At 56.9% G+C, this 24,906-nt stretch carries 29 protein-coding genes; 16 read left to right on the plus strand and 13 right to left on the minus strand.

Annotation, left to right across the window (positions count from 1 at the left end):
• The first annotated feature begins 3 nt into the window (after positions 1–3).
• The gene (locus AC2FIS_RS19720; RefSeq protein WP_496775033.1) at positions 4–447 is read left to right on the plus strand and encodes a low molecular weight protein-tyrosine-phosphatase; all 444 of its coding nucleotides are present in this window, start codon (positions 4–6) and stop codon (positions 445–447) included.
• Here the strand turns inward: AC2FIS_RS19720 and AC2FIS_RS19725 are convergent.
• From AC2FIS_RS19725 to AC2FIS_RS19735, 3 genes are all read right to left on the minus strand, one after another.
• The gene (locus AC2FIS_RS19725) at positions 444–1,385 is read right to left on the minus strand and encodes a LysR family transcriptional regulator (RefSeq protein ID WP_496722774.1); all 942 of its coding nucleotides are present in this window, start codon (positions 1,383–1,385) and stop codon (positions 444–446) included. The two genes, AC2FIS_RS19720 and AC2FIS_RS19725, sit on opposite strands and share 4 nt — an antisense overlap.
• A 63-nt stretch (positions 1,386–1,448) precedes the next feature.
• Positions 1,449–1,757, minus strand: a complete 309-nt coding sequence (locus AC2FIS_RS19730; protein WP_496775034.1) for a hypothetical protein — start codon at positions 1,755–1,757, stop codon at positions 1,449–1,451.
• A gap of 2 nt (positions 1,758–1,759) precedes the next feature.
• Positions 1,760–2,860: a Hint domain-containing protein gene (locus AC2FIS_RS19735; protein ID WP_496775035.1), complete on the minus strand. Its 1,101-nt coding sequence runs from the start codon at positions 2,858–2,860 to the stop codon at positions 1,760–1,762.
• Between the two features lie 163 nt (positions 2,861–3,023).
• Here AC2FIS_RS19735 and lepA point away from each other — a divergent pair, with 163 nt between their 5' ends.
• From lepA to AC2FIS_RS19755, 4 genes are all read left to right on the plus strand, one after another.
• Positions 3,024–4,823 (plus strand): translation elongation factor 4, encoded by a 1,800-nt coding sequence (gene lepA, locus AC2FIS_RS19740; protein WP_496775036.1) that lies wholly within the window; start codon positions 3,024–3,026, stop codon positions 4,821–4,823.
• Positions 4,824–5,004: 181 nt separating this feature from the next.
• Positions 5,005–6,246: a hypothetical protein gene (locus AC2FIS_RS19745; RefSeq protein WP_496775037.1), complete on the plus strand. Its 1,242-nt coding sequence runs from the start codon at positions 5,005–5,007 to the stop codon at positions 6,244–6,246.
• A gap of 241 nt (positions 6,247–6,487) precedes the next feature.
• Positions 6,488–6,808: a hypothetical protein gene (locus AC2FIS_RS19750; protein ID WP_496775038.1), complete on the plus strand. Its 321-nt coding sequence runs from the start codon at positions 6,488–6,490 to the stop codon at positions 6,806–6,808.
• Positions 6,809–6,918: 110 nt separating this feature from the next.
• Complete coding sequence (locus AC2FIS_RS19755) at positions 6,919–7,371, plus strand: hypothetical protein (protein WP_282153495.1); 453 nt, start codon at positions 6,919–6,921, stop codon at positions 7,369–7,371.
• A gap of 1,093 nt (positions 7,372–8,464) precedes the next feature.
• On the opposite strand, the gene AC2FIS_RS19760 is transcribed toward AC2FIS_RS19755, so the two are convergent.
• Both AC2FIS_RS19760 and AC2FIS_RS19765 read right to left on the minus strand, forming a co-directional pair.
• The gene (locus AC2FIS_RS19760) at positions 8,465–8,602 is read right to left on the minus strand and encodes an entericidin A/B family lipoprotein (protein WP_199528492.1); all 138 of its coding nucleotides are present in this window, start codon (positions 8,600–8,602) and stop codon (positions 8,465–8,467) included.
• Between the two features lie 214 nt (positions 8,603–8,816).
• The gene (locus AC2FIS_RS19765) at positions 8,817–9,158 is read right to left on the minus strand and encodes an ArsR/SmtB family transcription factor (RefSeq protein WP_108861784.1); all 342 of its coding nucleotides are present in this window, start codon (positions 9,156–9,158) and stop codon (positions 8,817–8,819) included.
• Positions 9,159–9,487: 329 nt separating this feature from the next.
• Here AC2FIS_RS19765 and AC2FIS_RS19770 point away from each other — a divergent pair, with 329 nt between their 5' ends.
• The 6 genes from AC2FIS_RS19770 to AC2FIS_RS19795 all read left to right on the plus strand — a co-directional run bounded on the left by AC2FIS_RS19770 (position 9,488) and on the right by AC2FIS_RS19795 (position 13,252).
• Complete coding sequence (locus AC2FIS_RS19770; RefSeq protein ID WP_113789317.1) at positions 9,488–10,120, plus strand: ATP-dependent Clp protease proteolytic subunit; 633 nt, start codon at positions 9,488–9,490, stop codon at positions 10,118–10,120.
• 134 nt (positions 10,121–10,254) lie between these two features.
• Entirely contained in the window at positions 10,255–11,520 is a 1,266-nt protein-coding gene (gene clpX, locus AC2FIS_RS19775; protein WP_058272201.1) for an ATP-dependent Clp protease ATP-binding subunit ClpX, read from the plus strand.
• Positions 11,521–11,583: 63 nt separating this feature from the next.
• Positions 11,584–11,958 carry a Rid family hydrolase gene (locus AC2FIS_RS19780; RefSeq protein WP_496775039.1) on the plus strand — a complete coding sequence of 125 codons (375 nt, stop codon included), beginning with the start codon at positions 11,584–11,586 and terminating at the stop codon, positions 11,956–11,958.
• A 79-nt stretch (positions 11,959–12,037) separates the two neighbouring features.
• The gene (locus tag AC2FIS_RS19785; RefSeq protein WP_496775040.1) at positions 12,038–12,421 is read left to right on the plus strand and encodes an NADH:ubiquinone oxidoreductase subunit NDUFA12; all 384 of its coding nucleotides are present in this window, start codon (positions 12,038–12,040) and stop codon (positions 12,419–12,421) included.
• Positions 12,422–12,434: 13 nt separating this feature from the next.
• Positions 12,435–12,887: an outer membrane lipid asymmetry maintenance protein MlaD gene (mlaD, locus tag AC2FIS_RS19790; protein WP_108861788.1), complete on the plus strand. Its 453-nt coding sequence runs from the start codon at positions 12,435–12,437 to the stop codon at positions 12,885–12,887.
• Positions 12,884–13,252, plus strand: coding sequence for a DUF2155 domain-containing protein (locus tag AC2FIS_RS19795; RefSeq protein WP_496775041.1), 369 nt, complete (start codon positions 12,884–12,886; stop codon positions 13,250–13,252). Before mlaD ends, AC2FIS_RS19795 begins: the two co-directional genes overlap by 4 nt.
• Here AC2FIS_RS19795 and aat read toward each other — a convergent pair.
• The 4 genes from aat to AC2FIS_RS19815 form a co-directional block, all read right to left on the minus strand.
• Positions 13,207–13,839: a leucyl/phenylalanyl-tRNA--protein transferase gene (aat, locus tag AC2FIS_RS19800; RefSeq protein ID WP_496775042.1), complete on the minus strand. Its 633-nt coding sequence runs from the start codon at positions 13,837–13,839 to the stop codon at positions 13,207–13,209. The two genes, AC2FIS_RS19795 and aat, sit on opposite strands and share 46 nt — an antisense overlap.
• 48 nt (positions 13,840–13,887) lie before the next feature.
• The gene (accC, locus tag AC2FIS_RS19805; RefSeq protein WP_496775043.1) at positions 13,888–15,237 is read right to left on the minus strand and encodes an acetyl-CoA carboxylase biotin carboxylase subunit; all 1,350 of its coding nucleotides are present in this window, start codon (positions 15,235–15,237) and stop codon (positions 13,888–13,890) included.
• A gap of 9 nt (positions 15,238–15,246) precedes the next feature.
• Positions 15,247–15,738, minus strand: coding sequence for an acetyl-CoA carboxylase biotin carboxyl carrier protein (accB, locus tag AC2FIS_RS19810; protein ID WP_496775044.1), 492 nt, complete (start codon positions 15,736–15,738; stop codon positions 15,247–15,249).
• 150 nt (positions 15,739–15,888) lie between these two features.
• On the minus strand, positions 15,889–16,425 hold the full coding sequence (locus tag AC2FIS_RS19815; protein ID WP_058272193.1) for a LuxR C-terminal-related transcriptional regulator: 537 nt from the start codon (positions 16,423–16,425) through the stop codon (positions 15,889–15,891).
• A gap of 204 nt (positions 16,426–16,629) precedes the next feature.
• On the opposite strand from AC2FIS_RS19815, the gene AC2FIS_RS19820 reads away from it, so the two are divergent.
• From AC2FIS_RS19820 to AC2FIS_RS19840, 5 genes are all read left to right on the plus strand, one after another.
• Positions 16,630–17,925, plus strand: a complete 1,296-nt coding sequence (locus tag AC2FIS_RS19820) for a helix-turn-helix domain-containing protein (RefSeq protein WP_496775045.1) — start codon at positions 16,630–16,632, stop codon at positions 17,923–17,925.
• Between the two features lie 76 nt (positions 17,926–18,001).
• Positions 18,002–18,382 (plus strand): response regulator transcription factor, encoded by a 381-nt coding sequence (locus AC2FIS_RS19825; RefSeq protein ID WP_113788253.1) that lies wholly within the window; start codon positions 18,002–18,004, stop codon positions 18,380–18,382.
• Positions 18,379–18,681: a hypothetical protein gene (locus tag AC2FIS_RS19830; protein ID WP_496775046.1), complete on the plus strand. Its 303-nt coding sequence runs from the start codon at positions 18,379–18,381 to the stop codon at positions 18,679–18,681. Before AC2FIS_RS19825 ends, AC2FIS_RS19830 begins: the two co-directional genes overlap by 4 nt.
• Complete coding sequence (locus AC2FIS_RS19835) at positions 18,681–21,359, plus strand: ATP-binding protein (RefSeq protein ID WP_496775047.1); 2,679 nt, start codon at positions 18,681–18,683, stop codon at positions 21,357–21,359. Before AC2FIS_RS19830 ends, AC2FIS_RS19835 begins: the two co-directional genes overlap by 1 nt.
• A gap of 77 nt (positions 21,360–21,436) precedes the next feature.
• The gene (locus AC2FIS_RS19840) at positions 21,437–22,543 is read left to right on the plus strand and encodes a FliM/FliN family flagellar motor switch protein (protein WP_496775048.1); all 1,107 of its coding nucleotides are present in this window, start codon (positions 21,437–21,439) and stop codon (positions 22,541–22,543) included.
• 18 nt (positions 22,544–22,561) lie between these two features.
• On the opposite strand, the gene AC2FIS_RS19845 is transcribed toward AC2FIS_RS19840, so the two are convergent.
• The 4 genes from AC2FIS_RS19845 to AC2FIS_RS19860 are packed head-to-tail and all read right to left on the minus strand — an operon-like array spanning position 22,562 to position 24,752.
• Positions 22,562–22,993, minus strand: a complete 432-nt coding sequence (locus AC2FIS_RS19845) for a protein tyrosine phosphatase family protein (RefSeq protein WP_108861797.1) — start codon at positions 22,991–22,993, stop codon at positions 22,562–22,564.
• Positions 22,994–23,002: 9 nt separating this feature from the next.
• Positions 23,003–23,434 (minus strand): DUF6691 family protein, encoded by a 432-nt coding sequence (locus tag AC2FIS_RS19850; protein WP_496775049.1) that lies wholly within the window; start codon positions 23,432–23,434, stop codon positions 23,003–23,005.
• Positions 23,434–23,856, minus strand: a complete 423-nt coding sequence (locus AC2FIS_RS19855) for a YeeE/YedE family protein (RefSeq protein WP_496775050.1) — start codon at positions 23,854–23,856, stop codon at positions 23,434–23,436. Before AC2FIS_RS19855 ends, AC2FIS_RS19850 begins: the two co-directional genes overlap by 1 nt.
• A gap of 32 nt (positions 23,857–23,888) precedes the next feature.
• Positions 23,889–24,752, minus strand: a complete 864-nt coding sequence (locus AC2FIS_RS19860; RefSeq protein ID WP_496775051.1) for an MBL fold metallo-hydrolase — start codon at positions 24,750–24,752, stop codon at positions 23,889–23,891.
• Positions 24,753–24,906: the final 154 nt, after the last annotated feature.

Here is a 24,906-nt window from a genome sequence, read left to right on the forward strand (position 1 = left end):
TTCATGACCCACCGTATCTTGTTCGTCTGTCTGGGCAATATCTGCCGTTCTCCCGCCGCCGAAGGTGTTTTTCGCACCCGCGCGCCACATCACACCACTGATAGTGCTGGGACGTCGGGTTGGCACATCGGTGACCCACCTTATGGGCCGATGCAAAAGGCAGCTCAGTCGCGCGGCATAAAGCTTGATGATTTACGAGCGCGGCAATTCACAACCGTGGATTTCGATAGGTTCGATCTGATCATCGGGATGGATGCCGACAACATCGCGGATATTGAGGCATTGAGGCCAGCCGGGAACGAAACCCCAGTGCGTCTGCTGACGGATTTTGCGCCACATATCGGCACAGACCACGTCCCGGACCCATACTATACACGTGACTTCGATGGAGCATTGGATCTAATCGAGGCAGCGGTCGAAGGTCTCGACGCGCATCTGCGCAGCTAGCTCATCAGTTTTAGGCGAGTATTCAACCACGGCAATTGTGCAAGGGCCGGGTCAACAATCTGGCTGCCCATAAGGCGGCGCATCATGCCTGCGACCTCTTGCGGAACCTGACCAGACCAGTCGGTGCGGGTGAATAAGGAAATCGTCCGCGAAACATCTCCGATCGGGGCAGGGTGTGCCTCAAGCCCGTCATGGAATCGCGCCGCCCGCATATAGCCCAGCGGCGTCGTGATCGCCCAGCCGAGGCCGCGCGCGACCATTGCCATCAGCGCCAGATGTGAACCGATTTCGAACCGTTCTTCAAATTCCAGCTGCTGGCGCGCCAGATGGGCCTCAATCTGGCGGCTGATCAACTGCTCGCGGGCATAGCGTAGGAAGGGCAGATCCTGCATGGCGTTTTCGGCCCCTTTGGGCGTCACCAGAATGAAGGGATCGCGAACCAGCGGGTATTCAACCACGCCTTCCAGCACCTCGCCGCTATGGGCTGACACCACAAGCTGAAGGCGTTGCGCCTCAAGTTCTTCGAACAGGTCGAGACTGGGCAGTGTGATCAGTTTGAACTTTGACCGCGTCAGACTTTCGGCCAACAAAGTGGCCAGTCGCGGGGTTAGGTCATTGTCGAAATCGTCAATCAGGCCGACAGACAGGGTCGCAAGGTGACCCAAGTCCATCACGGTCAACTCGCTTTGGGCCATCTGCAGCTCGGCCAGAACCGCCTGCGCGCGGGCCAGAAAGCTGCGACCGGCCTGCGTCAGGCGCATCGGGCGCCGAGCGTGATCCACCAGATCGGTGCCCACCGCCTTTTCCAGATTGCGCAACTGCTGGGACACTGACGGCTGGCTGAGCCCTGTGATTTCGGCAGCCTGCGCCACCGATCCCGTCCGCGCCAACGCCTCGAACACTTCGAGGCCGCGCAGGGTCAGCCCTTTCATAACCATCAGATATCCCTTTCGCTGCGCCTTTCTGGGGCGCAGTTCGGGTCAGGTCAAGGATTGATCAGCCTAGTTGCAGATCGCCTGCGCCATCTGACCAAAGTTCCGATACCGGTCCCACAGCGCATCGTCGCGCGCGGTCTGTGACATCTTGAGCTCTTGGGCCTGATGCGGGTCGCGGAACCACTTGGCAACGGTCTTCTGATCACTGCGGGTCAACGCCTGGTTGGCCACCCGCTGAATGCAACTGCACCGATCCCGCGTCGCCGCCGACCGGTCAGACGCCAGACACGCCCGTTTAATCTGCGCCGCGTCCACAACCGGAGCCACCGCCGTCAGCGACGTGGCACAGAATGCGATTAAGAGGAACTTTTTCATGCTCATGCCTCGTATTTGCCTGCCCGGACGGGTCTGATGCCCCTCTCGGTCTGAGGCGGAGTATGAATCAAACTGGAATTGTGATCAATGGCCAAGATGTTTCGCAGCAACAGCGCCGCCTCGGTTCGGGTCAAAGCCGGTCGGGCAGTTTCCATTGGGCCTGCCGCGCACCCTGCGAGGTCACGAAAGAACAATCTGTCGGGGTCATCACATTGGGTCGTTGGCGTTGACAAAAGGCTCTCGGATGCGGCGCCATTGGCGCGGATAATACTGTGGTTGTCCAGCAGTACGTGGTGATAACAGGCAGTTTTCTCGTTGGACAGGGTCGCAACGCCTGCATCTACGAAACTGATCGCTGGCACAAACACCTCGGGTGCTGCGAACAACAGTTCCGCTACTGGATGCGCGATTACCAACCTATGCTGTTGCGAAACCTTTAGTGGCGAGAAGTTAAATATTATTCCGGTCGGAACCTCGACCAACCTGAAACGTCCTGCCGCTATGACATCCTGCGATCCGACCCATTTCACCGATTGATAGCCATTGTCCTGCGTCCAAACCTTGTCGCCCGGACGCAATGTCTCGACACGGGCATAGCCATTTTGGGTTTCTATCAATGTGCCGCTGCCATAACAGATCGGCGTGACGTAGTCCGCAACCGCAAAGCTTGGACCTTCCTGGGTGTCAACAACCGTCAGTGTAACGCCTGCTGGAGGAAACTCCCCCGGGCCACCGATGAAGGCGATCCCCTCCACCGTCGCATAGGATGGGGACGAGTTGTTCACGTTGAACGCAATGGCCTGCCACGTGTTTGTACCATCCGTCAGCGTAATGCCGTATTCAGCCTCAACCCGAGTACCGTCGTTGAAGTTGACGCCGTCGATAGTTTGATCACCGTCAAGGAGCTGATTGGTATCATTGTCGGCAAAATCCGTGTCGCTACCGCCATCGCTGATGAAGACCTCGGTAGCGGTTCGCGTGTCAATCGTGATGGTCTGTCCGATAAGGTGTATACCTGTGCCCTGGTCCAAACCATCCAACCCCTGCGAAACAGAGATTGAAAGCTGGCTTTCACCCAGCACGAATATCGAATAATTGGCCAAAGACTACTCTGCTTTCTTGTTGGTGTGCCGGCCATTCAGCGCCACTATCCTACCCACTGGCTGATTTTGGGTAAATGCGTCAGAGCAGAAAGACACCATAGCAGCCTTTTCTGCAACGCTTCACGGCTTGACGAGGCCCCAATCTCCGGACATATCCCAACCCATGACAGACCTCGCTCATATCCGCAATTTCTCCATCGTCGCGCATATCGACCATGGCAAATCCACCCTTGCTGACCGGCTCATCCAAGAGACCGGGACGGTCAAGGATCGTGACATGAAGGAACAGCTGCTCGACAGCATGGATATCGAGCGCGAGCGCGGCATCACTATCAAGGCCAACACCGTCCGCATCGACTATACCGCCGACAATGGCGAGCAATACGTGCTGAACCTGATCGACACCCCCGGCCACGTGGACTTTGCCTATGAGGTCTCGCGGTCCATGCGCGCGGTCGAGGGCTCGCTGCTGGTCGTGGACTCGACCCAAGGGGTCGAGGCGCAGACGCTGGCGAATGTCTATCAAGCCATCGACGCCGATCATGACATCGTTCCGGTGCTGAACAAGATCGATCTGCCTGCGTCCGATTGTGACCGCGTGGCGGAACAGATCGAGGATGTGATTGGCATCGACGCGTCCGAGGCCATACAGGTTTCGGCCAAAACCGGGCAGGGCATCCACGAGACACTGGAGTCCATCGTCACCCATCTGCCTGCGCCCAAGGGCACGCTCGACGCGCCGCTCAAGGCGATGCTGGTCGACAGTTGGTACGACGCCTATCTCGGCGTCATCGTGCTGGTCCGGATCATGGACGGCACGCTGAAAAAGGGAATGCGGGTCAAGTTCATGTCGAACAACACCCTGCATCATGTCGACCGCGTCGGCGTATTCCGCCCCGAGATGGAGATGGTCGACAGCCTCGGCCCTGGTGAGATCGGCTTCCTCACGGCCTCGATCAAACAGGTCCGCGACACACGGGTCGGTGACACCATCACCAACGACCGCAACGGCACCGAAATCGCGCTGGACGGCTTTAAACCCGCCCAACCCGTGGTGTTCTGTGGCCTGTTCCCCGTCGACAGTTCCGAATTTGAAGACCTGCGCGACGCGATTGACAAACTGGCCCTGAACGACGCCAGCTTCAGCTTTGAAATGGAAACCTCGGCCGCACTTGGCTTTGGCTTCCGCTGCGGTTTCCTCGGCCTCTTGCATCTTGAGGTCATCCGCGACCGCATCGAACGCGAATATGATATCGAGCTCATCACGACGGCCCCGTCGGTGATCTATCACGTCTACATGAAAGACGGCGAGATGATCGAGCTCCACAACCCCGCCGACATGCCCGACCCGTCCAAGGTCGATCATATCGAGGAACCGCGCATCAAGGCGACCATTCTGGTGCCCGATGAATTCCTGGGCGACGTGCTGAAACTGTGTCAGGACCGCCGCGGTATCCAGATGGACCTGACCTATGCGGGCAGCCGCGCCATGGTTGTATATGACCTGCCGCTGAACGAGGTTGTCTTTGACTTCTACGACCGCCTGAAATCGGTGACCAAAGGTTATGCGTCGTTTGATTACCAGATGACCGGTTATACCGAGGACGCGCTGGTCAAGATGTCGGTGCTGGTGAATGACGAGCCGGTCGATGCGCTGTCGACCATGGTTCACCGCGACCGGGCCGAGATGCGAGGCCGGGCGATGTGCGAGAAGCTCAAAGACCTGATCCCGCGCCACATGTTCAAAATCCCGATCCAGGCCGCCATCGGAGGCAAAGTCATCGCGCGCGAGACTCTCTCGGCGCTGCGCAAGGACGTGACCGCCAAATGCTACGGAGGCGACGCCACGCGGAAACGCAAACTGCTGGATAAGCAGAAAGCGGGTAAGAAGAAAATGCGTCAGTTCGGGAAGGTCGATATCCCACAGGAAGCCTTCATCTCTGCATTGAAAATGGATAGCTAAGGCTGTCCATTTTTTCGGTGGGTGGGCGAAAGCGCTTGGTGCAGCCAACTGCCTCAAGTACTCGTGCTTAAGCTTAATGCTCGTATTTGGAATCTTGTGGGTGACACCTTTCTTGTCACGGTTGTAAACAGGTTCAAACTCGGAGTAAATTCGCCTCGAACGACAATTTGAGGCAAGTATTGTGACAGTTAGTGATCTACCCAAAGCACATCCCTTGGATGTGTCATTTTTTTCCAAGCGTGGGAATAAAACTACCAAACTTATCAATAACGAGCGCGAAGAAGGCACCTTATCAGGGCAGCATCGTTGGTATGAGTTTGAACTCGAAGAACCCGCTTTCATTGAGGAAATAAGAATAAGTAGCGAAGGTTACTCAAGACTGCGGGATTTTGAAGTAGAAGTAATTTGTGTTGACCAAGAGCACTTGTTGGAAAAGGTGACTGTTGAAGATGGGGTCTCCGCGCTTTCGGTAAAGAAACTAGTCAGTAAATTTAAGTTTCGGCCACCGGATAAGATTTTTCCCGGGAAGAAAATCGTGTCTGTAGCTGCGAGTGGACTATCGCTCAGCGAGCTTCGTGCTTATGAAAATGAAATTAGCAATATCAAAGCAAGGGAGAACACAGTTGCCGAGAAAGAAATACGGCTAGAAAACGCAATTGATGAAGTTACTAATTTAAAAAGTCAAGCGAGCTCTATTCAATCGGAAGTTGGAAAACTCACTGCGCAAAGGAACGAGTTGCAAGATTCGATTTCGAAATCAAAGCTGGAAATTTTGGAAAACGAATCGAAAATAAAAGACGCGATTAGCGATGTATCAATTCAGCAAGAGAAACTCAGATCTTTAAGAGCAGATACAAGCACGGTCCAATCAGAGCTGAACGAACTTACACGGGAGGTTAGGTTGTTTCCGAGTGAAATCGTGGGGTTCGTCAAGGAGGGAAATAGAAGTATCTACTGGTACATTGGAATTTCAGTTCCATTTGTCGTCATCATGTTCATCGTATTATCCGCAATGTTTTCAAGCGCTATTGATTTAACACAGCTTTGGCGTGTCGAGGAAGATGTTAACGTTTGGACGATATTCCTTACGCGCCTTCCATTTGTAGTAGTCGCCGCTGCGTTGATTGAATCATGTGGATATATTGTTGGAAGGTTAATTTCTGAAATTGTTCGAATCAACCGACAGCGTTTGGAGTTTTCGAAACTCAGCATAATTGCAAAAGATGTTTCAGCAGCATCTGCCAAGGATACAGAATTATCAGACGAAGAGATATTCAACAAGGAAACAGCATTGAAGATGGACTTGCTGAGAGAGCAAATGAAAAACCTGTCTGGTCAAGAATTTGAATACAAGGGCGGCGCTTTGATTTCGTCTCTAGTCGGCGTCGCAAACAAACTGGCTGGCAGAACAAGCGGAGTTTAAGTTCTGTTGCCTATGGCTGGGTCTCTGCTGACTGCGCCATAGGGTGACGCTCAAAAACAAGCCAAGCCGCACGGCAATAACTCCGGGCCGCGCCGTCCCCGTCAAACCGAAGGTTTGCCTTCAGCAAAACGCGCGGCGCTGCCCTCGGTTTTGCTGATCGCTCCACTGTGACCCACCTCACAGCCGCAACCGCACCCTCCTGCTACACTTGACCCAACGGAACCCTCTGCGGGAGGCCCAAATGTCCACATCCATGATCCCCCTTATCGCCCTCGGGTCGGCGGGTCTCTATTCCGTGGCCATGATCGCGATGAAGTTCTGGTGGAAACTCCCCGGCGTAGGACTTGGCCTGCTGATCGTCGCAACCCTGCTGGCCGGGGCAACGCTGGAACTTGCTGCGCTGCGCGACGAGCGGTTGGGCATCATCTATACCGGCATTCTGGGGGCCGAGGTCGTTCTGATCGCCATCGCCTCATTCTTTCTGTTCGGCGAGAACTTCTCGTATCGCGAAGTCGCGGGGATCGGTCTGGTCATCCTCGGCACCGCGCTCGCCTGGGCCTGAGGTAAACATTACCGGTTTATGAAGTTTCCCTCAGGTAAGTTGCAACCCGCGCACTCCCTTCCAATCTGTTCAACAGGCCAGCAACGGCCCTGAACTTTGGAGGAGAGCCCATGACCAGATATATGACTGCCGGAGCAGCCGCTCTGGCGACAAGCCTCAGCCTTGCCACGGCCTCGATGGCCGAGACCACACCCGATCTGCGCGGTGCCTGGACAGGCACCTATACCAAGGTTTCGCCGTCTCGGGTGACTACCGGCGATGCACCGCGCTTTCATCAGGGAGAGTGGCTGCTGGATATTCAGCAGCAGCAGGACAATCTGTTCTGGGGGCCCAGCATGTGGCGACCGGATGCTGGCACAGACTGGCGCGTGTTTGACGCCACCGGCACCATCAGTCTGGACGGGTCGGGCACCATCGGCATCGTCGAAAGCTCGGCCGATCCGCAGGTGGGTGTGAATGCGCTTGTGGATGCGCGCTATCAGGACGGCAAGATTTACGCGGATTTCCGTAGCCTGCGTCGCGGGACAACGTACAGCGTTGTGCTCGAACGTCAGGTGAACTGAAGCGTTTCCGGCCCGATCGGCTGTAGGGGGTACTGGCTGCACCGTGTTGCAGCGCGTAGTAGGTAATCTCGGTCGGGTCGGAACGCTTCTCATAAACGGACACAGCGTCCCTTCAGGGGGGACGGGTCGGGCGGCATCTTGGCTGCAAGTGACAGGGTCCTGAACACACGGTGCCGGATTGCGGCGTTCCCTGGCAACTGTGGTTTAGGCTCTCGCGAACCTTCAGCGCGGTGTTGCTCGTGGTCTGAGGGCCGTCCGGCCCCAGTTTCTTTGATCATCTCTGGCCAGGCAATGGTACGCGCGGATGCGTCTGATTCGATGCTCTGAGGCTATGAATATCCGTGATTGGCAGTGAAATGGCCTTTGCAGGTGCAGAAAGTCAGGAAAATCGGGTCATTTCGTCGAATTCAGTGTTTTCCATCGCCAAGACCGCACGGCGTTTCGATTTCCGGAGTTATCCACAATTTTCTCCCGGCGGATATCAACACTTTATCCCCGTCTAATTCTCATGCTGCAGTGCTATTTTCTTGTCGGAATATGACCCGGATGTAACAGTTCTATTACCGCAACGGTTCTTAGGAACCAGGGTGGGACGCAATGACCAAAGGGGGTCGAGGCAATAAAGGCAAGTCTTAGGATTAGCTTTTATATGCAGAGGCTTACCGGTGGATGGTCAGCTGAATTGGGTGTCAGACCCGGGTCAGGTGATCAGACTCTCAGAAGGTCGATGCGTGCTGCAAAGCATCTTAGGATGCCGAGCAGCAGCCGTGGCCTGTAACAGGGTCGGGGCAACTGGATCGGAGCGTCCCTCGGGCGCATCGACCCGGCAAGGCGTCAGGAGTATCCGCAAGGGTACATGCATGGACCGCGTCTGCGCACCTGACGCCTTTTCCTTTTCTCTGGTTTCAACAGGCTGCCACTCTGCCCCCTGCAAAACGGGAACGGGGTTCTTGTGGATGCACAAGAACCCCGAAGTGTCAGATATGCAATGCCGCGTCTATGCACCTGTGCCAAGGAGTGTACCTTGGTTGGCTGCGATCTTCAACCATATCTTGTATGTGGAAGTCGCGCGTTCGCAACATCCTGAATCGCGTCAGATATTCTGCTGAACGTCTGTCGCGGCTTCCTGGATGGCATCGCCTGCTTTTTCGATATCCTTGCCTGCACCCTTAGTCGTCTCGCACGCTGCAAGGGTAAACATTGCCAGCCCTACTAGAATTGCTCGGATCATCAGTATCTCCATTTGATTTCCTATACATGGCGTAGCAGCTTTTATTTGCTGGAACCAGTATTTTACGGCGCTTGCAAGGGGCGTGGAAACAGGAATCCGCAGACCAAATTGACCGCATGGGTTGCGAATGCGGGGTATGGCCGCACCGGCGTCAAATTGTTCGGGTCGGAGTGACTGGAGCAACGCGTCAGGTGCGGTGGAAAGGTAAACGAAATCAGTCCTTCTGGTCGCCGCAAAACAGCTCGTACACCACTTCCAGCATACGGCGCGGTCTGTCATCAGCAAGACGGTAGTAAATAGCCTTGCCTTCGCGTCGCGGAATCACAAGGCCTTCCAGTCGAAGGCGGGACAGCTGCTGCGAGACAGCCGCTTGTCGTGCGGACAGTAGATCCTCAAGCTCGGTCACGGATTTTTCGCCAGAGACCAGATGGCACAAGATCATCAATCGGCCTTCGTGACTGATTGCCTTGAGGAAATTCGATGCGCGGGTCGCATTTCCCGCCATCCGGTCGAAATCGTCAGACGTCATATTTTGTGAAATCTGAGGCAATGCCATTGGTGCTTTTCCTTTTGGGCCCTGGTGTGGGGGTACTTTTGTGAGTGGTTCGCTAAAGCGGTTCGCATTGCTACACGTTCTGTGCATGAATTTCCATATGCATGGATCAAAATGACGTGATGTGAAAAGGGGAACTTATAAACAAGCGCGTCAAACCGGGCATTGACCGCTGCCGCTTCTGTGCGTTCGACATCAGACTATCCACCTATTGTGGACGGTTGGAGTGCGATCTGTTGCGCCCCCCTTGCAGCCCCCCCGTGGCGACACTAAGACTCGGGTAACGTTTCTTCGGGTAATGTCCCGATCCATAGCAAAACAGGCAGGTTCTTATGTTCGATCCCGTTGACACCTATATGAATACGCTCGTTCCCATGGTCGTCGAGCAGACCAGCCGGGGTGAACGCGCGTATGATATTTTCTCGCGCCTTCTGAAAGAGCGGATCATTTTCATTAACGGTCCGATCCACGACGGGATGAGCCACCTGATCGTCGCGCAATTGCTGCATCTTGAGGCTGAAAATCCGAACAAGGAAATCTCGATGTACATCAACTCGCCCGGCGGCGTGGTGACCAGCGGTTTGTCGATTTACGATACAATGCAGTACATCAAGCCGAAATGTTCCACATTGGTGATCGGTCAGGCGGCCTCGATGGGGTCGGTTTTGTTGGCCGGGGGCGAGAAGGGAATGCGTTTCTCGCTGCCCAACAGCCGGATCATGGTGCACCAGCCCAGCGGCGGCTATCAGGGCCAGGCCAGCGACATCATGATTCACGCGGCCGAGACGCAAAAGCTGAAGGATCGCCTTTATGACATTTACGTGCGTCATACCGGCCAGACCAAAAAGGCGGTTGAAAAAGCGCTGGACCGTGACAATTTCATGAGCCCGGAAGAGGCGAAAGACTGGGGCCACATCGACGAAATCGTCGAAAATCGCGCCAAAATGGACGGCGACGAGGCCTAAGAATATCTCCCCACGTCCTTGGCGTGGGGACCATTTTTGAGATTGTAGCCGCCCCGGTGGTGGCCTAAGCTGCACCAACATGTGGCATGCGCGGTTCGACATGGACCGCAGGGACGAAGCCCGAAAGGTAGAACATGGCGACGAATTCAGGCGGTGACGGCAAAAACACGCTCTACTGCAGCTTCTGCGGCAAGAGCCAGCATGAGGTGCGCAAGCTGATTGCCGGCCCGACCGTTTTCATCTGCGATGAATGCGTCGAGCTGTGTATGGACATTATCCGCGAAGAGACGAAGGCCAGTGGCCTGAAATCCAGCGATGGCGTTCCGACGCCGAAAGACATTTGTGAGGTGCTGGACGATTACGTTATCGGTCAGGCCACCGCCAAGCGGGTTCTGTCGGTGGCGGTGCACAACCACTACAAGCGTCTGAACCATGCCCAAAAGGCCGGCAGCGATATTGAGCTGGCCAAGTCCAACATCCTGCTGATCGGTCCGACCGGCTGCGGTAAGACACTGCTGGCGCAGACGCTGGCGCGTATTCTGGATGTTCCTTTCACAATGGCGGACGCAACCACGCTGACTGAAGCCGGGTATGTGGGTGAGGATGTTGAAAACATCATCCTCAAGCTGCTCCAATCCAGCGAATACAATGTCGAACGCGCGCAGCGCGGCATCGTCTATATCGACGAGGTCGACAAGATCACGCGCAAATCCGAAAACCCGTCCATCACGCGCGATGTGTCGGGTGAAGGTGTGCAACAGGCGCTGCTTAAGCTGATGGAAGGCACCGTGGCCAGTGTGCCGCCGCAGGGCGGGCGGAAGCACCCGCAGCAGGAATTCCTGCAAGTGGATACCACGAACATCCTTTTCATTTGCGGTGGTGCCTTTGCAGGTCTGGATAAAATCATCGCACAGCGCGGTAAAGGCTCGGCCATGGGCTTTGGCGCGGACGTGCGGGACAATGATGAACGCGGCGTGGGTGAGATTTTCAAGGATCTCGAGCCCGAGGATCTGCTGCGGTTCGGCCTGATTCCGGAATTCGTCGGACGTCTGCCGGTTCTGGCAACGCTGGAAGATCTGGACGAAGATGCACTGGTCACCATCCTGACCAAGCCCAAGAACGCTCTGGTCAAGCAGTACCAGCGCCTGTTCGAACTGGAAGATGCCGAGCTGGCCTTTACCGATGATGCGCTCAAGTCGATCGCCAAGAAGGCCATTGAACGCAAAACCGGCGCACGCGGGTTGCGCTCGATTTTGGAAGATATCCTTCTGGACACCATGTTCGAACTTCCGGGCATGAAGAACGTAACCGAAGTGGTGGTGAACGAAGAGGCGGTGTCGTCTGACAAGCAGCCCCTGATCATCTACGCGGATGCCGCGGAATCAGCTTCGGCAGGGTAAGGCACAAAAAGAATTACCAAGACGGCGCGGCATTGACCGCGCCGTTTTCTATTGGAGGGAAGCATGAAAATCAGACGCATTTCATCTGGCGGCGAATTCGAAGCCAAAGTTGGCTATTGTCGTGCTGTGGTTGCAAATGGCTTTGTCTTCGTAGCCGGGACCTGCGCCCAAGGTGATGACGTGCCCGAAGATATCGTGGCACAGTGCAAATCGTCCCTGGAGGCTATTGGAAGAGCGTTGGCCGAGGCTGGAGCCGGTTTTGCAGACGTGGTTCGGGTGAACTACTATTTGCCGGACATGAATGAGTTCGAACTATGCTGGCCGTTGTTGGTGGACGCATTTGGTGACAACCCGCCTGCAGCGACAGTTGTCGAATGCAATCTCATAACGCCAAAAGACCGTATCGAGATTGAAGTGACCGCGGTTCTGCCGAAATAAGGCGTGCGGTTCTCGTGACACTGGACCTTGGGACGCCTTTGGTCCATATCTGCGGGTACAGAAATGCCGGAGGCAACTGATGGGAATCCTGAACAGTCTTTTGCGGGCCGTGACCTGGTGGAACGGATCCACATTGAACACGCAGATTTACACATCGCGTAAGGGTATCAAGGTCGGTGAAGACGACGAAGGCAACGTGTTTTATCACAATGCTGACGACAGCAGACGTTGGGTGATTTTCAATGGTGAGGCCGAGGCAAGCCGGGTTGACCCCGATTGGCATGGCTGGCTGCACCGCACCTGGGATGAGCCGCCGACGGACAAACCGCTGGAACACAAATCCTGGGAAAAACCGCATCAGGAAAACCTGACAGGCTCTGCTTTGGCTTATGCGCCAGCAGGTTCTTTGCGCCGCCCGGACCCGGTCGAGCGTAAGGACTACGAGGCCTGGAGCCCGGAATAACACGAGGCGAGCAATGTCGAGCTATAATGCAACCGAAGTTCTGGTCGGTGGGGCCGTTCTGGCCTGTGCCATCGCCTTTGGCGTTTACGCCAGTCAGTCCACGGGGCTGTCCCAAAGCAGTGGCGGATACGAACTGGGGGCTTCTTTTCGGTCTCTGGAAGGGGTAGGCGTCGGCACTGACGTGCGCCTTGCAGGTGTCAAGATTGGCACTGTAACCGGTGTTGACCTGAATCCCGAAACCTATCGCGCCGATACCACCTTCTCGATCTCTGACGGAATTCTGGTGCCGGACGACAGCGCGATTGTCATCTCCTCCGAAGGGCTGCTGGGCGGCAACTTTGTTGAGGTTATGCCGGGTGGTTCGCCGTTCTATTTCGAAGCGGGCGATCAGGTCGAAGATACGCAAGGTGCCGTCAGTCTGATTTCCCTGCTGGTCAAGTTTGTCGCTGGGGACGGAAGCGAATGAAGCGATTTGCCCTGATTGCAGCGTTGCTGGTCGCGACGGGGTCCACGGCCCAGCAAAAAGCCCAATCCGGTCCTGGCGCAATGCTGCGTGGTCTGGACAAGGTCAGCGGTCAGACCGTCGATGTTGAAATGCGGAATGGTCAGACACTGCCGGTTTTTGGGTTGGATGTGGCCTTGGGCGATTGTCGCTATCCAGCGGACAACCCAACCGGTGATGCGTTTGCCTATCTGACGATCTGGGAAAAAGGCAGGACAGATCAACTGTTTGACGGTTGGATGATTGCCACGTCGCCCGCATTGAACGCGCTGGACCATGCGCGTTATGACGTCTGGGTGATGCGCTGTATCACTGCATCGGGCGACTGAGGCACTGCTGCTACGAAATCCGCACTGGCATTGACCGCCTCATCAAGCGTGTTCCGATATTGCGTGCGCGTAATTTCGATCGCTCCCAGAGACGCTAGATGAGCGGTCAGAAATTGCGTATCAAACAGCCGAAATCCGGTTTGGCGCAAGCGATCCACGAGATAGGCCAGCGCGATTTTCGAAGCATCCTTTCGGCGGGAAAACATGCTTTCGCCGAAAAACGCCGCACCCAGCGTAACGCCATAAACGCCGCCGACTAGTGCGTCCTCATCCCAGACCTCCAGCGAATGGGCCCGGCCCGCGAGGTGGAGTTGTTGATAAAGGTGGCGCAATTCTGCATTGATCCAGGTGTCTGCCCGATCAGCGCAGCCATCGACCACTCCGGCAAAATCGCGGTTGATGCTGATGGAATATCCGGACTTTCGAATGCGGCGTGCGAGGCTGCGCGAGATATGAAAGCCATCTAGCGGAAAAACGCCACGAAACTTGGGATCGACCCAAAACAGTTCCGGGTCATCGCGGTGCTCGGCCATCGGGAAAATTCCGATGGAATAGCCGTGTAGCAAAAGTTCAGGGGTCAGGCTCATGCACGATACCCGGGGACCAGAGCGCAAGTGCCCTCTGGTCCCTTGGTTTTATTGGGCCATATTCGTCGCAAGCCAGTGTTCCAGCCAGTGAATGTTGTACTCACCGTTGTGGATTTCCGGCTCTTGCAGCAATGCATGAAACAGCGGCACAGTTGTATCAATACCATCTACGATCAGTTCGCCCAATGCGCGATCTAGTCGTGCCAGCGCCTCGGCCCGGTCGCGGCCATGTACGATCAACTTGGCAATCAGCGAGTCGTAATATGGTGGAATCGAATACCCATCATACAGCGCGGAATCCATCCGCACACCCAGACCGCCGGGGGCATGAAAGGCCGAGATTCTGCCCGGGCAGGGTGAGAAGTTCGGCAGCTTTTCCGCATTGATCCGGACCTCGATGGCGTGACCGTTGATCACAAGATCGTCCTGACCAAACGACATCGGTTCGCCAGCTGCGACGAGAATTTGTTCGCGCACCAGATCGACACCAAAGATGCCCTCGGTCACCGGGTGTTCCACCTGCAGGCGGGTGTTCATCTCGATGAAGTAGAACTCGCCGTTCTCATACAAGAACTCGATGGTTCCGGCGCCGATATAGTTGATCTTTGCTACGGCGTCCGCGCAGACTTTACCGATCTTGGCGCGTTCTTCCGGGGTGATGCTGGGGCCGGGTGCCTCTTCAAACACCTTCTGGTGGCGGCGCTGCAGCGAGCAGTCGCGTTCGCCCAGATGCACAGCCTTGCCCTTGCCGTCACCAAAGACCTGGATCTCGATATGGCGGGGCGTGGTCAGGTATTTCTCAATATAGACCTCGTCATTGCCAAAGGCGGCTTTGCCCTCGGCGCGCGCGGTCATAAATGCGCTTTCCATCTCATCCGCGCTCATCGCGACTTTCATGCCGCGACCGCCGCCACCGGCGGTGGCTTTGATGATGACTGGGTAACCAAATTCCTCGCCGATTTTCTTGGCCGTCTCCAGATCGGGCACGCCACCGTCCGAACCCGGAACACAAGGCACACCCAGCGCCTTCATCGTGTCCTTGGCGGTGATCTTGTCGCCCATGACGCGGATGTGCTCGGCGGTGGGGCCGATAAAGGTGATGCCGTGGTCTTCGACGATCTGCACGAATTCGGCATTCTCGGACAGGAAGCCATAGCCGGGGTGGATCGCCTGCGCGCCAGTGATTTCACAGGCCGAGATGATCGCGGGCACCGACAAGTAGCTTTGCGGGCTGGGCGGAGGGCCGATGCAGACCGATTCGTCCGCCATGCGCACATGCATCGCGTCGCTATCGGCGGTGGAGTGGACGGCGACCGTCTTAATCCCCATCTCGCGGGCAGCGCGGATGACCCGCAGGGCGATCTCGCCTCGGTTGGCAATCAGGATCTTGTCGAACATGGGACCGCCTTACTCAACGATGACCAGAGGGGTGCCGAATTCCACCGCATCACCGTCACCGACCAGAATGCGTTTGATGGTTCCGGACTTGGGCGCGTGAATGTGGTTCATGGTTTTCATCGCTTCGACGATCAGCAGAGTATCGCCTTCGGACACCGATGCACCGACGCTGATGAAGGAAGGTGCGCCCGGTTCGGGCTGCAAATAAACGGTTCCTACCATGGGCGAGGTGACAGCGCCCGGGTGGCTGGCCGGATCTTCCTGTGCCGCTGGGGCTTCGACAGGTGCAGCGGCTGCTGCCACGGGTGCTGGCGCCGCTGCCGGTACGGCCATCTGAACAGGGGCGGGCGCGACCTGCGACATACGGCTGACGCGGACATTCAAACTGTCGTCGTCACCATATTCGCGCATGACTTCCAGTTCGGTCAGGTCATTTTCGCGCAGCAGTTCGGCCAGTGCCTTGATGAATGCCACATCCGCTTCGTGTTTGGTATCTGTCATGAGTGTCCTCGACGGTTCCCCTTTGGCCCGTCTGTTCTCGCGGGCTTTGGTCTGATTACGCAGCGTTATAAGCTATGCGCACGGTCATGAAAAGCGCAGTCTCGGCATGTCAGATGGGGGTTTTGCCCAATATTTCGAGGGGGAAACGGATTAGAGGGGCATGCCTGAGAGTTTTGCCACAAGTTCCGGTAGTTTGCGTGCGCCGAACTTCTCCAGCAAACGGGCGCGGTAAGCTTCGATTGTGCGATAGCTCAGCCCCAGCTCGACGCCGATTTCCTTGGCGGACAGACCGCGGCAGGACATGATCGCAACTTCGCGTTCGCGGGTTGTCAGTTCGACCAGCGGGCGGTCTTCGGAGATGTCGGAAAAGCTCCAGATGCCATGGCGAAACGGGTCGTCCGGTGTCAGGGATCGTCCGCGTGCACGGCACCAGAACAAGTCCCCGTCGCGTCGGCGCATGACCCGTTCGTCTGTGTAATATCCTGTGTCCTGCATCGCTTTCAGGCCTCGCTGTCCGATCCTCTCCCAATCCGCGACCGAGGGGTAGAGGTGCAGCAGAGGCATATTGCGATACTCTGCCTCTTCGCCGCCAAAGGTGCGGGCGAATTGCAAATTGCAGCGTCGGATGATGCGGTTTTCCAACTCGACCAATCCGATAGGGGCATATTCGAAAGCTGGATCGCTCATCCGGCTATCGTGCAAGGAATTCGGGAAAATTAGAAGAGGGTGGATGCAGATTTGGCAGATTGGGCACCGATTGCTGGGGTGGAAGGTAAGGGCTATCCGTAAACACAGTTGTGAATGCTGTAAACGGACTATGAAAATTGGCCTTTAAGCTATAGAAATTTAATGGGAGTTTTGAAAAGAATGGATCGAATTGGGTGATGGAACATGCGCGACACGCTGACGGGTAGCCGCATTCGCGAGCGACGCCAAATCTCAGGTCTGCGGCAGGCCGAGCTTGCGCGTCAAGTTGGGATCTCGGCGTCTTACTTGAATTTGATCGAACACAATCGCCGCCGGATCGGGGGCAAGCTGCTGGTGGATATCGCCAATGCGCTGTCTGTTGAGCCTTCGCTGCTCACCCAAGGGATTGAGGCTACGCTGATTTCGGCGCTGCGCGAGGCTGCTGCAGATGCGGTTGGACAACAGGCCGAAGTGGATGCGCTGGAAGAGTTCGCAGGCCGGTTTCCCGGGTGGGCCGGAGTTCTGGCGCAGATGCATCGCCGGGTCGTCTCACTTGAGCGCACGGTTGAAACCCTGTCCGACCGACTGACGCATGATCCACATCTTGCCGCGTCGATGCACGAGGTGCTGTCAACGGCCGCTGCCATTCGTTCAACGGCAGGGATTCTGGCCGACACGCAGGAAATCGAGCCCGAGTGGCGCGATCGGTTTCACCGCAACCTGCACCAGGATGCTGAAAGGCTTGCTGACAGTTCCAAGTCTCTGGTGGCATATTTGGATGATTCTGACGCGGCCGACGACCGTCGCGGTGTGCCCTCGGAGGATGCTGAGGCTTTTTTTCAAGCCAACAGCCACCATTTCCCGCAGATCGAAGCAGGCGGAAGCGGTGCGGACATTGACCTGAGCGCGATTGAATCGGCGGCAGCGCGGACTGTGACCAAGGGATATCTGGATACCTACGCCGCAGATGTCAGAGCCATGCCCCTGGACGACGTGCAGAAGGCTCTGACCGAGGCCGAGCCTGATCCGCTGGCTCTGGCGGCACGGTTTTCAGTAGATATCCCGACAGTCCTGCGGCGGCTGGCTACATTGCCCGAAGGATATCTAGGGCGGCCCACCGGGCTGGTGGTCTGTGACGCGTCCGGCAGTATCCTGTTCAGTAAATCCGTGCCGGGTTTCGCCATGCCACGCTTTGGCGAAGCCTGTCCGTTCTGGCCCATCTTTCAGGCGCTGAACAGACCATTGGTTCCGATCCGCAAACGTGTCGTGCAATTGGGGCGAACGGCGGCCGAGTTCGACTGCTATGCCTACGCGTGGCCGCAGGCGGTTTCAGGATATGACGATGCGCCCGCCTATCATTCAGTCATGCTTGTCCGAGCGGTGGAAGAGGGGGCTCCGAGTGCGCAATCCGTGACCCGGGTCGGCCCAAGCTGCCGGGTCTGTCCGAATGACGCCTGCGCATCGCGCCGCGAGCCGTCGATTTTGAGCGAAGGTTTTTGACAGTTTCCTGACAGAAGGCTTAAGCTGACGCCGACAGGTTCACGGACAGAACCTGTCATGGGGAGGGATGGAACATATGAGCCGCAAGGTTCTGTTAATTGAGGATGAGCCCAACATCGCTGAGGCCATTCGATTTTTGCTGACCCGCGAGGGATGGCACGTTGAAACGCACGCAGAAGGGTCGGATGCGATAGAAGTCATCCAGGGCGCAAATCCTGATCTGGTCATACTGGACGTTATGCTGCCCGGCAAAAGCGGGATGGAGATTTTGCGCAACCTGCGCGAGCTTGAGGGCATGCAGCATTTGCCCGTTTTGATGCTGACCGCGCGCGGGCAATCGCGCGACCGGGAAATGGCCGAAAATGCCGGGGTCAGCCGCTTTATGACCAAACCGTTTTCCAACGCCGAAGTGCTGACAGCGGTGCGAGACCTGCACGCGCAGGCAACGCGGTCATGAACTCGGGCGAAGATCGCAAACCCCAAGGGGTCCGGCCTTCGCTATTTCTCGAGCGTCAGAGCTATCGCCGCCGCAGGTTGATGGATGCCGCGCGCTTATTGCCTATTCTGGGGGCCGCTCTTGTTGCCATTCCCCTGCTGTGGCCAAGCCAAGGCTCATCTGAAGATGGTGTGCCGCTGTCTTCAGCAATTCTGTATATCTTCACGTGCTGGGCTTTGCTGATAGCAATCAGTCTGATCTTTGGATTTGCAGCCAGACGAATGGTTGCAAGTGACGATGCCGAGGCAGAGTCGGATTGATGGCCACACTAAACGTTCTGATCCTGGTTTGCCTCGGCTATGTCGTTCTGTTGTTCGGGGTGGCTTTTGCCGCTGACCGGATGGCGGCCGCTGGCCGGGGGGCGTGGTTGCGGTCTCCGTTGATCTATACCTTGTCGCTGTCGATCTATTGCACGGCTTGGACCTTTTATGGCGCGGTCGGAAATGCTGCGCGGTCCGGGTTGGAATTTGTCACCATCTATCTTGGCCCGACGCTGGTGATGCTCAGCTGGTGGTGGGGGTTGCGCAAGCTCGTGCGGGTCGGACGCACCCAGCGGGTAACCTCCATCGCGGACCTGATTTCGTCGCGATACGGAAAATCCAACACGCTGGCCATTTGCGTGACCATTCTGGCCGTTTTGGGTGGAACGCCATACATCGCGTTGCAGCTGCAATCCATTACACTGTCTTTTTCCATCTTTGCCGAGGCTGATCCCTCGGGCCTCTACCGAGAAGGTTCCAGCGTGTTCTGGGTGGCTGCGGGTCTGGCGGTATTTGCAATCCTGTTTGGTACTCGAAATCTGGACGCGAATGAGCGTCACCACGGCGTGGTCACCGCCATTGCGTTAGAATCGGTCGTCAAACTGTTCGCCTTGCTTGCAGTCGGCGTGTTCGTTGTTTGGGGCGTTGCGGGCGGGATTGGCCCGATGATGGATCGCATCGATGCCTCAGAAATCGGGCAATGGAATGTGGATGCCGGGCGTTGGACGACCTTCATCTTCCTCTCGGCCGCCGCTTTCATCTGTTTACCGCGGATGTTTCAGGTGATGGTGGTTGAGAACGCCGATGAGGGACACCTGAGAACCGCTGCCTGGGCTTTCCCGCTATATCTGCTGTTGATGAGCCTGTTTGTCGTGCCCATCGCTGTCGTGGGTTTGGATTTGATGCCCGAAGGCTCGAACCCCGACCTGTTCGTGCTGACAGTGCCCTTGTCGCAGGGGAACGACTGGCTGGCGATGCTGTCGTTTATCGGCGGGTTTTCCTCGGCCACGTCCATGGTCATCGTGACGGCAATGGCGCTGTCGACCATGGTGTCGAACCATCTGGTCATGCCGATCTGGCTAAGCACGCAAGGGGGCGCGGGTTCGGTCTCAGGCGATGTGCGTAACGTGGTGCTGATGGCGCGGCGCGTGTCCATCGCGGTCATCATGGCGTTGGGTTACTATTACTACCGCTTGTCAGGCGGTGGGGCGGCGCTGGCGTCGATCGGGCTGGTGGCCTTTGCGGGCATTTCCCAGATCCTGCCAGCGCTGGTCGGTGGATTGTTCTGGCGTGGGGCCACGCGAACCGGGGCGTTGGTTGGTCTGACGGTTGGGTTCGTGTTGTGGATTTATACTTTGCTATTGCCGGGGATGGGGGGGGCAATAATGCCCGACTCGGTACTGCAGAACGGCCCCTTCGGGTGGGGCTGGCTGCGCCCAAGGGCCCTGTTCGGGATCGAAGGAATGGACCCCATGGTCCACTCTGTCATGTGGTCGTTGGCATTGAACACGGCTGCGTTCTGCGTCGCGTCATTGTTGAGCTTTCCAAGTCCGTTGGAGCGTCTGCAGGGCGCGCAGTTCGTCAATGTTTTTGACCACTCGGTCTCACCGGCTGGCTGGACCGGGTCGGTGGCGCAAAGCGAAGACCTGATGATCATGACACAGCGCATTCTGGGCTCTGGCCCGGCGCAGGAGTTCTTTCAGCACGAGGCCGAAGCACAGGGTGGACGGACAAGCCTGCCGGAACCCACGCCGGGTTTTTTGGAAAGACTGGAACGTGAACTCAGCGGCTCGGTCGGCGCGGCCACGGCCCATGCGATGATCGGGCAAATTGTCGGGGGATCGTCCGTTTCGGTTGAGGACTTGCTTGCGGTGGCTGATGAGTCGGCGGAACTGTTGGAATATTCCAGCCAGCTCGAGGCTAAATCCGCCGAGCTCAGCCGAACCGCGCGCCAACTGCGAGAAGCGAATACCAAGCTGACGCAGATCTCCGAACAAAAAGACGGTTTCCTCAGTCAGGTCAGCCACGAACTTCGGACGCCGATGACCTCAATCCGGGCCTTTTCCGAGATCATGCGCGATACAGATGGTCTGAGTGCCGAAGAGCAGACGCGTTACGCAGCGATCATCCATGATGAGGCTTTGCGGTTGACGCGCCTGCTGGACGATTTGCTGGACCTGAGCGTTCTGGAAAGCGGTCGTGTGAGCCTGAATATGGGTGGAGATACCCTTGGTTCGATCCTGGATCGGGCGGTCTCAAGCTCATTGGCGGGGTCGCATCCAAAACTAAGGATTCGCCGCTCGCGACCGTCCGAGCGTATTCCGCTGAACACTGATCTTGATCGGTTGGGGCAGGTCTTTATCAATCTGATTTCGAACGCGCAGAAATACTGCGACGCGGATGAACCCGTTCTGACCATCTCGGCCCATGATGTCGGGGGCCAAGTCGTCATTGATTTCACCGATAACGGCAGTGGCATCCCGCCCGAAGCGCAATCGATGGTGTTCGAAAAGTTTGCCCGTGTCGGTGGGGACAAGGCGGGTGGCGCTGGTCTGGGTCTGGCGATCTGCCGCGAGATCATGCAGCGTCTTGGCGGCGAGATCAGTTATCTTCCCGGGCAGGGCGGCGCGGCCTTTCGCGTCCGCCTTCCGTTGGCGCACCGGCAAGCTGCGCAATAACGCGAACATAAAGACATTGGTAACCCGCCTCGGGTTAGACCGGATACCAGGTTCAGAAACTCAAATCGGTATCGGGCATGACGCAGTCTGTCAGCACAGCTTTGGCGCGCAAACTTTCAGCGGGACAAGAAGAGCAAGGTGAAAAGCCGCGTTCCGTTCTTCGTGCCCTTCGACTGGCCTTTGCGCGAACGGCAGGGGATCGGTTCCAGCTGCCGTTATCGGTGATCGGTGCAAGGCAGTCTCTCAAAGCCCAGGACACGCTGGCTGAGGTGGTTGATGCGCACTGGATGCTGTTGCGCCTGGGCAACGCGGACGGGATGTCCGCTGCGATTTGCGTGGATATGGGGGTCGTGTCAGCGATCGTGCAAGTGCAGACAATTGGTGAAGTTTTGCCGAACCCGCCAACAGCACGGGAGTACACAGATACGGATGCAGCAATGGTGGCGCCGCTGGTCGAAGACGCTTTGACCAGGGCCGTCGCGCTGGTCGATACAGTCGCCGATCAATCCAGTCTTACCGGTTATGAATTCCGGGCGCGGATGGCGGATCTGCGTTCATTGTCGTTGGCTATGGTCGAAGACGCATATCGCGTGTTTGACCTGACGGTAGAACTTGGCGGTGGGCTGCGACAGGGGCAGATCACAGTTCTGTTGCCCGATACACCGGCAGAGCAGGGGGCCGATGTTGAATTTCAAGTTGCTGCCGGCCCGAAGCTTGAGCAAGCGTCGGGGGTTGTCCGGGCCGAATTGAATACGGTGATCGGCAGGATGTCAGTTCCATTGGCAACCCTGTCCAGGCTGTCAGTTGGGGACGTTCTACCGTTGACCGGATCACGGCTGGATCGTGCGGAAATCCTGACAATTGGTCGAACGCGGGCTGCAATTGGGCGTTTGGGACAATGCGGAGGGATGCGCGCAGTACGGTTGAACGAATGTGCTTCGGCTGCAGCGTTAGAGCAAGCTGAAATGCCTGAGTTTCTGGAAGCGCGAAGCAATACGCCAGTGCCGGACACTCTGAAAGATCCGATGCCAGCCAACCCGACACATGAAGTCGTGCCAATAGATTCAGTGGTATTGAACGAATTGGAGGGCGATCTGGGCTTTGGCAGCCCGGATCAGATGGCGGCTGAAATTTCGCAACTGGCAGGTCTGACAGGATTGGACGACGTTCCCGACCCAACCTAACCTGAGTGCCAAAGGTCCTTAGCCGTCAGAACCGCGCATATGCTCCAGCGCGGGGCGCAGGTTGTCCAGCATGTAACCTGCCTTGGTTGTGGCCTCGAGGATCTCATCCGCGCTCATGTGGTCGCACTGACCCAATGCCCAAACCACCGAGCAGCGCGTGCCCGACGCGCAATAGGCTAAGACGGGGCCAGAGCAGCTTTCAGCCAATTCTCGTTGCAGGGCAACATTGCCAGGCGTCATGGTCTGGTGGGTCAGTTCCAGAACTTCATATTCCATCCCGGCTGCCCGAACAGCCTGCCCGATTGCATCCGACTGCATGGTTGGTGGAACTTCCGTATTCGGACGGTTGCAGATGACCTTAACGAAACCTGCTGCGGCGATGGCTGGGACGTCCTCGACCGTGATTTGGGGCGAGACGGCATAGCGGGGGGTTATTGGTCGAATCTCCATGGCAATTGCTTAGGCCGCGTTTGCGGATCTGTCCAGTTGTGCACCAAGCCCGGGCGCCGCAAACATTCCTGTGATCATCGCAGCCAGAAACACGAGGCCGCCAAGGCCGCCATAGGTTATGGACGCGATGGCAGGTCCAGGACAAAGCCCGGACAAGCCCCAGCCCATGCCAAACATCACGGAACCGATAATCAGGCGACGGTCCAGCTCGGGCGTGCTCATCTTAGGAAACTGACCACCGGTCAGAGGCCTGCGGTGGGCCGTCATTCTCCACGCGATGAGCATCGGCAGGATCGCGCCGCCCATTACAAATGCCAAGGTGGGATCCCAGTTCCCGAACACATCCAGCCACCCCTGAACCTTGGTGGTATCGGTCATGCCCGAGATCAAAAGGCCTGCACCAAACAGAGATCCAGCCAGCATTGATAGGAGAACCCGCATCAAATCAGCCCCCATACATGGCGCATCAGGGCAATCGTTGCCCCACCTGCGCCGATATAGATCAACGTTGCGATGATGCCCCTGACAGAGAATCGAGAAATACCGCATACCCCGTGCCCCGAGGTGCATCCATTGGCAATGCGCGTTCCTGCGCCAACCAAAACGCCGGCGATGACGATCACTGCGAAATTGTCGGTCAGATGGGTCATGGGCGCAGAAGAGAGCAGGGGGCTCAAAATAAGCGGCGTCGCGATGACGCCTGCGATGAAGCTTAGGCGTTCTAACGTGCGGTCACTGCCATCAACCAGCCCGCCCAGAATCCCGCTGGCACCCATGACGCGCCCGTTTCCCAGAAGGTAGACTGCAGCGCCCAGCCCGATCAGCAGGCCACCGGCAAGCCCCCAAATCCATTCAATGTACATTTGTTATCCTCAGTTCGCCTGTTGGGTCTGCGTCACAACTTGTTGATCGGCACCTTCAGGAATACGTCGCCGTGTTCGTCCGCAGGCGGCATCTGTCCGGCCCGCATGTTAACCTGCAAAGACGGCAGGATCAGGCGAGGCATGGGCAGGGTTGCGTCGCGGGCATCACGCATCTCGACAAATTCCTCGATTGATTTGCCTTGTCCGATATGGACGTTCAGGGCTTTTTGCTCTCCGACTGTTGTCTCCCAAGCAAATTCATCACGCCCCGGAGCTTTGTAGTCATGGCCAACAAAGATGCGCGTTTCATCCGGCAAGGCCAGGATCTTCTGGATCGACTCGAACAGCATTTCCGAAGACCCACCGGGAAAATCGCATCGCGCGGTGCCGAAATCCGGCATGAACAGCGTGTCACCGACAAAAGCCGCGTCGCCGATCACATATGTCATGCAGGCGGGCGTATGACCTGGCGTGTGGAAAACATCGCCACGCATCTGCCCAACATGGAAGCTGTCGCCATCGCGGAACAATGCATCGAACTGGCTGCCGTCGCGCTGAAACTCCGTCCCTTCATTGAAGATTTTCCCGAAGGTTTCCTGGATTGTTACGATCTGTTCACCGATGCCGATCTTGCCGCCCAGTTCCTGCTGCAGATAGGGTGCCGCTGAAAGGTGGTCGGCATGCACATGGCTTTCCAGAATCCACTCGACCCTTAGTTCATTGTCGCGAACATAAGCGACGATCTGATCCGCCGAGTCGGTCTTCGTTCGGCCCGAGGCGTGATCGAAGTCCAGAACGCTGTCGACGATTGCGCAGGCCGTCCCTTCGGGTTCCTGTACGAGGTATGAGACCGTATTGGTTTCAGGGTCGAAAAACGCTTTCACAATTGGTGTCATCTGGCTCTCCGTTAGTGCGCAACGCATCATATATGTTTTTCAGAATATGATGCAACCGGCAATCTTTGATTTGATGCGTGTCAAGGCAAGTTAATCTGAATCCGATTAGAATTTAATCATTCTGCCTTAGGTTGCCGATACCGGGTGGGCGACA

The organism is Ruegeria sp. CDSB113 (assembly GCF_059611045.1).